Below are 7,548 nucleotides of genomic sequence, written 5' to 3' on the forward strand. Positions count from 1 at the left end.
AGCACGACGTCGTCGCGGATGGTGTCCATCGCCGGGCAGCCGCTGTACGTCGGGGTGATGTCGACCCGCACCGTGTCGCCGTGCACCTCGACCGCGCGCAGCACGCCGAGGTCCTCGATCGTGAGCACGGGCACCTCGGGATCGGGCACGGCCGCGGCGATCCGCCACGCCTCGGCCCGCGACCCGGCCGCTGTGCCGGTCACCACGACGCCCCCGGGTGCCGTCGCGCCAGCACCTGCATCTCGGCGAGGAGGTGGCCCAGCGGGGTCGCATGAGCGCCGCGGCGGCCGCCCGCCGACGACGCCGACACCGCGGGGACGGCGAGGTCGGCCTCGGCGAACACGGTGTCCACGACCGCGTCGAACCCCGGGCGCAGCGCGGAGGGGCGCACGGCCGCGTCGCCGAGTCGATCGATGAGCGGCTCGTCGCGGAACAGCTCGTCGACATACGGCCACACGTCGGTCAGGGCCCGGATCATCCGCGCGCGAGACTCGTCCGTGCCGCCCGCGAGCCGCAGCACCCACTGCACGGCGTGGTCACGGTGGTAGTCGACCTCCTTGAGGGCCTTTTCCGCGATCGCCGCCAACGTGGGCTCCGAGCTCGCGCGCAGAACGGCGTACAGCTCCACGAGGTACACCGACACGACGAACTGCCGCGCGATGGTCTGGGCGAAGTCGCCGTTGGGCTGCTCCACGATCCAGGCGCTGCGGAACTCAGGCTCGTCGCGGAAGTAGGCCAGGTCGTCCTCGGAGCGGCCGTCCCAGGATCCGGCGAAGTGCAGGAACGAGCGGGCGTGCCCGAGCAGGTCGAGCGCGATGTTGCCGAGCGCCACGTCCTCCTCCAGCTCCGGCGCGCGGGAGATCCACGCGCCGAGCTGCTGGGACAGGATCAGAGCGTCGTCGCCCAACCAGAGCGCGTACTCGGCGAGGTCGGCGCTGGTCGCGGTGGTGCCGGCGCCCGCCAGCTCCTCGCTCAGCCGCAGCTCGTCGACAGAGACGTCTCCGTGCACGTCGGTTCCGTGCACGTCGGCGGGCCCGTGCTGCTGCGCGCTCACAGGTGCGGCACCCCCTCGGAGGCGGTGTAGTACACCGCGTGCCGGTAGTTCTTGCCGGCGGGACTCTCGAAGTAGGCGCCCTTGGCGTCGGGGTCGCTGGTGGTGATGGCGTCGGCCGGCACGGCCCAGATCGACACGCCCTCGCCGCGCCGGGTGTAGAGGTCGCGGGCGTTGCGGATCGCCATGTCGGCGTCTGGCGCGTGCAGCGAGCCGACGTGCACGTGGCTCAGGCCGCGGTTCGCGCGCACGAAGACCTCCCACAGGGGCCAGGGCTCGCGCTCGTCGGCGCCGGGGGTGGCCATCACGCGACCGCCTTCGTCTTGAGGGCCTGCTTGCGGGCGTACTCGGCGGCGGCCTCGCGCACCCAGGCGCCCTCCTCGTGGGCGGTGCGGCGGCGCTCCAGCCGTTCCGCGTTGCACGGTCCGTTGCCGCGCAGCACCTGGAAGAACTCGTCCCAGTCGATCTCGCCCATCTCGTAGCGGCCGGTCTCCTCGTCGAAGCGCAGGTCGGGGTCGGGCAGGGTGACGCCGAGGATCTCGGCCTGGGGCACGAGCATGCTCACGAAGCGCTGGCGCAGCTCGTCGTTGGAGAAGCGCTTGATCTTCCAGGCCATCGACTGCGCGGAGTTGGGGGACTGGTCGTCGGGCGGGCCGAACATCGCCAGGCTCGGCCAGTACCAGCGGTCCACGGCGTCCTGCGCCATCTGCCGCTGCTCCTCCGTGCCGCGCATGAGGGTGAGGAGGATCTCGAAGCCCTGCCGCTGGTGGAACGACTCCTCCTTGCAGATGCGCACCATCGCCCGGCCGTAGGGACCGTAGGAGGCGCGGCACAGCGGCACCTGGTTGCAGATGGCGGCGCCGTCGACGAGCCAGCCGATCGCCCCCATGTCGGCCCAGGTGGGGGTGGGGTAGTTGAAGATCGACGAGTACTTGGCCTTGCCGGAGATGAGCTGGTCCATCATCTCGTCGCGCGTGATGCCGAGGGTCTGCGCGGCGGAGTAGAGGTAGAGCCCGTGTCCGGCCTCGTCCTGCACCTTCGCCATCAGGATGGCCTTGCGCTTGAGGCTGGGCGCGCGCGTGATCCAATTGCCCTCCGGCTGCATGCCGATGATCTCGGAGTGCGCGTGCTGGGAGATCTGCCGGATGAGCGTCTTGCGGTATGCCTCCGGCATCCAGTCGCGCGGCTCGATGCGCTGCTCGTTCGCGATGAGCTCCTCGAACAGGCGCTCCTCCGCGGAGGCCTCGTCCGTCACGAGGGACAGGTCTGCAGGACTGGTCATCGTCGACTCCTCGCCATCCGGCCTTCTTTACTGACCGATCGTTAGGTAATTCTGACACAGCGATCGTCGGTATTCAACCGGCGCCGGATCAGAGCGAGCGCGACACGAGCGCGAGCAGGGCCCGGCCGTAGGCCTCCGCGGGGTCGGGGTGCTCGAACGTCAGCGGCTCCCCGGCGATCTCGATCTCCACGCGGAACGTGTCTGGCAGCCGGACGAGGGCGCGGAACGTACCGCGGAGAAGTTCGCGCAGCTGATCCTCGCGGGGCAACCACACCGCATCAGCCAGGGTCACCGCATCGAGCGCCCACTCGGTCGTGCCGTTGAACGCCAGGTCGGTGCCGCTGGGGGTCTGCCGCGCCTCGATCGTCATCCCGCTCACGGTGAACACGTCGGCCTCGGCCTCCAGCTCCACCTCGTCGGGGAGGTCCAGCTGGAAACGGTCGCCCTCCGCGGGGTGCCAGGTGAGTCCCGCATCGCGCAGGGCGACGGCGAGTTCGCGCGTGATCATCCCTCCACGCTAGACGCCATGCGGCAGCCGTCCCCCGATCGCGGGCCGCGACGACCGGGCTGTCGGCGGTGTGCGGCAGAGTGGAGGACATGACCTCCGCACCCGCCGACACCGCCCGCGACACCGCCCGCGCCGCTCTCGCCGAGCTGGTCGGGCGCGCCGACGTCGACTTCCACGACGGGCAGTACGAGGCGATCGAGGCCCTGGTGGAGGGGCGCCGCCGCGCGCTCGTGGTGCAGCGCACCGGCTGGGGCAAGACCGCGGTGTACTTCGTGGCCACGCTGCTGCGCCGACGGCAGGGCGCGGGCCCCACCGTGCTGGTGTCGCCGCTGCTCGCCCTCATGCGCGACCAGATCGCGGCCGCCGAGCGCGCGGGCGTGCGGGCGGTGGCGATCAACTCCACGAACGCGCACGAGTGGGCGGAGGTGGAGGGGCGGATCGCGCGCGACGAGGTCGACGTGCTGCTGGTGTCGCCCGAGCGGCTCAACAACCCCGCCTTCCGCGAGCAGCAGCTGCCCGCGCTCGTGGCCCGCCTCGGCATGCTCGTCGTCGACGAGGCGCACTGCATCAGCGACTGGGGGCACGACTTCCGGCCCGACTACCGCCGCCTGCGCGATCTGATCGGCCAGCTCCCGACCGACGTGCCGGTCCTGGCCACGACCGCGACCGCCAACAGCCGCGTGGTGGCCGACGTCGCCGAGCAGCTCGGAGCGCTGCCGACCGGGGAGGCCGGTGGGGCTGTGGCGTCCGCTGCACCGGGTGCGGGTGCGGGTGCGGGTGCGGATGCGGAAGCGGAAGCGGATGCGGGTACCGGTGCGGGAGCCGTGCCGGTGCTGACGATCCGCGGACCCCTGGCCCGCACGTCGCTGCGGCTCGGCGTGCTGCGCCTGCGCGACTCGGCCAGCCGCCTGGCCTGGCTGCTGAGCCACCTCGACGACCTTCGGGGCTCCGGCATCATCTACACGCTCACGGTCGCCGCGGCCGTCGACACCGCGCGACTGCTGCGTGAGCACGGGCATGAGGTGCGCGCCTATACCGGGCAGACCGATGCCGAGGAGCGCGCCGAGTCGGAGGGCATGCTCAAGCGCAACGAGGTCAAGGCGCTCGTGGCCACCAGCGCCCTGGGCATGGGCTTCGACAAGCCCGACCTCGGCTTCGTCGTGCACCTCGGCGCGCCGTCGTCGCCCGTCGCGTACTACCAGCAGGTGGGCCGTGCGGGCCGAGCGAGCGACAACGCCGACGTGCTGCTGCTGCCCGGGGTCGAGGACCGCGACATCTGGCACTACTTCGCGACCGCGTCGATGCCCGACCGTGAGCGCGCCGAACGGGTGATCGCCGCGCTCGGCGACGCTCCGATCTCGACCCCGGCGCTGGAGGCCCTGGTCGACATCCGCCGCACGCCGCTGGAGTTGCTGCTCAAGGTGCTCGACGTCGACGGAGCCGTGCGGCGCGTGCAGGGCGGCTGGATCGCGACGGGAGCGCCGTGGACCTACGACGCCGAGCGCTACGAGCGCATCGCCGCCGAGCGGGTCGCCGAGCAGCAGCACATGCTCGACTACGAGCGGACCGACGGCTGCCGCATGGAGTTCCTGCAGCGGGCGCTCGACGACGAGACCGCCGCGCCCTGCGGTCGCTGCGACACCTGCGCGGGCGTCTGGTTCCCGACCGAGGTGGCGTCGACGGCCAGCGAGCAGGCGGCGGAGTCGCTCGACCGCGTGGGCGTGCCGATCGAGCCGCGGCGCGCCTGGCCGACCGGCGCCGACCGCCTCGACGTGCCCGTCAAGGGCCGCATCCCCGCGGACGAGCAGGCCGAGGAGGGGCGTGCACTGGCGCGGCTCACCGATCTGGGCTGGGGCGGCGCGCTGCGCGACACCTTCGCCGCGGGCGCCCCCGATGCCGCGGTGACCCCGCAGCTGGTGCAGGCGTGCGTGCGCGTGCTCGCCGGGTGGGGGTGGGCGGAGCGGCCCGTCGCCGTGGTCGCCCTGCCCTCGCGGTCGCGGCCGCTGCTGGTGGACTCGCTGGCGCGAGGACTGGCCGACATCGGGCGACTGCCGTACCTGGGCGCTCTGGAGCTGCGCGGCGGGGGACCGTCCGGCCAGTCGGGAGGGAACAGCGTGTTCCGGCTCGCGGGCGTGTGGGACCGCTTCGACGCGTCGCACCTCGAGGTGCCAGCGGGCCCCGTGCTGCTGGTCGACGACCTCGTCGACAGTCGCTGGACCATGACGGTCGCCGCGCGCACCCTCCGTCGTGCCGGGGCCACCGCGGTGCTCCCGTTCGCGCTCGCCCTCCGCGGCTGACGCCGGGGCCCCGGGCTCAGTCGTCGGCGGGGGAGATTCGCGGGGGCCAGGAGGTCGCGCCGAGCTCGCGGGAGATGTTCCTCGCGGTCTCGCGCAGAGCGTTCACGACGGCGTCCGAGGCGGGGGTCTGCGAGGTCGGCAGGACCACGGCGACCGCGGCGACGATCGCGTCGGAGGCATCGGCGACGGGCGCCGCGAGCGACGACTCACCGAGCACGGCCTCGTCGAACTCGCCCGCCATGCCCCGCTCGGCGATCGCGGGCAGCTCCAGCGTCAACCGCGCGACGTCGGTGACCGTGTCGCCGGTGAGGCTGCGCAGCGGTGCGTCGAACACCGTCCGCTGGAACCCCTGGTCGTACGCGAGCAGCACCTTGCCCATCGCGGAGGCGTGCGCGGGGATCGCCATACCGGTCTCGAGCATCTGCTGGCTATCGTCGGGGCGCAGGTTGTGATGGATCACCAGCACGTCGGTGAAGTGCGGCGCTCCCAGGCGCACGGAGAGGTGCGTGCGGCGGGCGAGCTCCTGGGTCCAGCGCATGGACCGCGCCCGCACGTCGAGGCTGTCGAGGTACACGTTGCTGAGGCGCAGCAGGGTGGGGCCGAGCATGTAGCGCTGCCCTCCGCGCTCCTTGGCGACCAGGCCGTGCGCGCGCAGCGACTTCACGATGCCGTGCACGGTCGACGGCGGCAGGCCGAGCGCGCTCGACAGGTCGGTGATGCCGAGGTGGCGCGCCCCCTGCAGCAGGTCGAGGATCTTCGCCGCACGGTCGATCGCCTGGATCATCCGCGTCTCCTTCCGGTCGTCGTCGACCCGGTCGCGCCGGTCGCCTGAACGATCTTGACAAGCCGGCAGGCTCCGAGCATATTCGACATTAACGAATTCCTTTCGGATTTTCGGGACAGCGCACGATGCATCAAAGGAGATCGCACGATGAAGAAGCTCATCAACGCCCCGGAAGACGTCCTCGTCGAATCCCTGCGGGGCGTCGCCGCCGCTCATCCGGAGCTGTCGGTGGATCTGGAGAACCACGTCATCACGCGGGCCACGCCCAAGGCGCAGGGCAAGGTCGCCGTCGTGTCCGGTGGCGGGTCGGGACACGAGCCCCTGCACGGCGGCTACGTGGGCACGGGCATGCTCGATGCGGCCGTCGCCGGGGAGGTCTTCACCTCACCCACCCCCGACCGCGTGCAGGTGGCGACCCAGGCCGTCGACCGTGGCGCCGGCGTGCTGCACATCGTGAAGAACTACACCGGCGACGTGCTCAACTTCGAGATGGCGGCCGAGCTCGCGTCGATGGAGGGCATCGAGGTGGGCACGGTCGTGGTCGACGACGACGTCGCGGTGCAGGACTCGCTGTACACGGCGGGACGCCGCGGGGTCGGGCTCACGGTGCTGCTGGAGAAGCTCGTGGGCGCCGCCGCCGAGGAGGGCCGCGACCTCGCGTCCGTCGTCGAGCTGGCGAAGCGCATCAACGGACAGGGGCGCTCGATGGGCATGGCGCTCACGAGCTGCACGGTGCCCGCCGCGGGCAAGCCCACGTTCGACCTCCCGGACGACCAGATGGAGATCGGCATCGGCATCCACGGCGAGCCGGGCCGGCACCGCGAGCCGCTCGCGCCCGCGTCCGACATCGCCCGCCAGCTCGTCGAACCCATCCTGGGCGACATCGACGCGGCCGGTCCCGCGATCGTGATGCTCAACGGCATGGGCGCGACCCCGCTCATCGAGCTCTACCTCATGTACGGCGAGGTCGCCGCGATCCTGGAGAAGTCGGGCGTGCAGATCGCCCGCAACCTCGTCGGCAACTACATCACCTCGCTCGACATGGCCGGCTGCTCGGTCACGGTGCTGAAGGCCGACGACGAGCTGCTGCGGCTGTGGGACGCACCCGTGGTCACCCCCGGCCTGCGGTGGGGCGCCTGATGGTGGCCGTCGGCACCGCGCAGCTCGCGGACTGGATCACCCGCTACCGCGACGCGGTCACCGCGCAGCGCGACTGGCTCACCGAGCTGGACTCCGCGATCGGCGACGCCGACCACGGCGCCAACATGGCCCGCGGTTTCGCGGCCGTGGGAGACAAGTTGGCCGCGGGGACCCCGGTCACGGTCGACGAGCTGCTGAAGACGGTCGGCATGACGCTTGTGAGCTCGGTGGGCGGAGCGAGCGGCCCGCTGTACGGCACCTTCTTCCTGCGCATGGGCATGTCCGCCGGAGCGGTCTCGGAGCTGGACGGCCCCGCGCTCGCCGCGGCCCTGCGTGCCGGACTCGAGGGCATCGTCGCCCGCGGCAAGCCCGAGGCGGGGGACAAGACCATGTACGACGCGATGGCGCCGGCGGTCGATGCGTTCGACGCGGCGCTCGCCGACGGGTCCTCGGTGGGCGACGCCGCCCGGGCGGCGGCCGACGCGG

At 72.2% G+C, this 7,548-nt stretch carries 9 protein-coding genes; 3 read left to right on the top strand and 6 right to left on the bottom strand.

The features are described from left to right. The 5 genes from DW297_RS05710 to DW297_RS05730 all read right to left on the bottom strand — a co-directional run. Positions 1 to 203 (bottom strand): iron-sulfur cluster assembly protein (locus DW297_RS05710; protein WP_168442804.1); only part of this gene is annotated, 203 nt, incomplete at its 3' end. Beyond that, entirely contained in the window at positions 200 to 1,054 is an 855-nt protein-coding gene (paaC, locus tag DW297_RS05715; protein WP_136030266.1) for a 1,2-phenylacetyl-CoA epoxidase subunit PaaC, read from the bottom strand. The genes DW297_RS05710 and paaC, both read right to left, overlap by 4 nt. Next, the gene (gene paaB / locus DW297_RS05720) at positions 1,051 to 1,356 is read right to left on the bottom strand and encodes a 1,2-phenylacetyl-CoA epoxidase subunit PaaB (RefSeq protein WP_056308954.1); all 306 of its coding nucleotides are present in this window, start codon (positions 1,354 to 1,356) and stop codon (positions 1,051 to 1,053) included. The genes paaC and paaB overlap by 4 nt, the downstream gene beginning before the upstream one ends. Next, positions 1,356 to 2,333, bottom strand: a complete 978-nt coding sequence (gene paaA / locus DW297_RS05725) for a 1,2-phenylacetyl-CoA epoxidase subunit PaaA (RefSeq protein ID WP_136030268.1) — start codon at positions 2,331 to 2,333, stop codon at positions 1,356 to 1,358. The genes paaB and paaA overlap by 1 nt, the downstream gene beginning before the upstream one ends. 88 nt (positions 2,334 to 2,421) lie before the next feature. Beyond that, positions 2,422 to 2,841: a pilus assembly protein CpaE gene (locus tag DW297_RS05730; RefSeq protein ID WP_136030270.1), complete on the bottom strand. Its 420-nt coding sequence runs from the start codon at positions 2,839 to 2,841 to the stop codon at positions 2,422 to 2,424. Positions 2,842 to 2,930: 89 nt separating this feature from the next. Here DW297_RS05730 and DW297_RS05735 point away from each other — a divergent pair, with 89 nt between their 5' ends. Continuing rightward, positions 2,931 to 5,138 (top strand): RecQ family ATP-dependent DNA helicase, encoded by a 2,208-nt coding sequence (locus tag DW297_RS05735; protein ID WP_136030272.1) that lies wholly within the window; start codon positions 2,931 to 2,933, stop codon positions 5,136 to 5,138. 16 nt (positions 5,139 to 5,154) lie between these two features. Here the strand turns inward: DW297_RS05735 and DW297_RS05740 are convergent, their stop codons facing one another. After that, positions 5,155 to 5,922 (bottom strand): IclR family transcriptional regulator, encoded by a 768-nt coding sequence (locus DW297_RS05740; protein ID WP_136030274.1) that lies wholly within the window; start codon positions 5,920 to 5,922, stop codon positions 5,155 to 5,157. 147 nt (positions 5,923 to 6,069) lie between these two features. Between DW297_RS05740 and dhaK the strand changes: the two genes are divergently transcribed. Together dhaK and dhaL are read left to right on the top strand one after the other, a co-directional pair. Further along, positions 6,070 to 7,062, top strand: coding sequence for a dihydroxyacetone kinase subunit DhaK (dhaK, locus tag DW297_RS05745; protein ID WP_136030276.1), 993 nt, complete (start codon positions 6,070 to 6,072; stop codon positions 7,060 to 7,062). Next, a partial coding sequence (gene dhaL / locus DW297_RS05750; RefSeq protein WP_136030278.1) for a dihydroxyacetone kinase subunit DhaL occupies positions 7,062 to 7,548 on the top strand: 487 nt, incomplete at its 3' end. The genes dhaK and dhaL, both read left to right, overlap by 1 nt.

Origin of the sequence: Microbacterium sp. PF5, from assembly GCF_004794315.1 — a bacterium.
Taxonomy (GTDB): Bacteria; Actinomycetota; Actinomycetes; order Actinomycetales; family Microbacteriaceae; genus Microbacterium; species Microbacterium sufflavum.

Bases quoted from the DNA above. Each gene is read 5' to 3' on its own strand.
- paaB (WP_056308954.1), bottom strand. From the start codon at position 1,356: ATGGCCACCCCCGGCGCCGACGAGCGCGAGCCCTGGCCCCTGTGGGAG.
- paaA (WP_136030268.1), bottom strand. From the start codon at position 2,333: ATGACCAGTCCTGCAGACCTGTCCCTCGTGACGGACGAGGCCTCCGCG.
- DW297_RS05735 (WP_136030272.1), top strand. From the start codon at position 2,931: ATGACCTCCGCACCCGCCGACACCGCCCGCGACACCGCCCGCGCCGCT.
- DW297_RS05740 (WP_136030274.1), bottom strand. From the start codon at position 5,922: ATGATCCAGGCGATCGACCGTGCGGCGAAGATCCTCGACCTGCTGCAG.
- DW297_RS05730 (WP_136030270.1), bottom strand. From the start codon at position 2,841: ATGATCACGCGCGAACTCGCCGTCGCCCTGCGCGATGCGGGACTCACC.
- dhaK (WP_136030276.1), top strand. From the start codon at position 6,070: ATGAAGAAGCTCATCAACGCCCCGGAAGACGTCCTCGTCGAATCCCTG.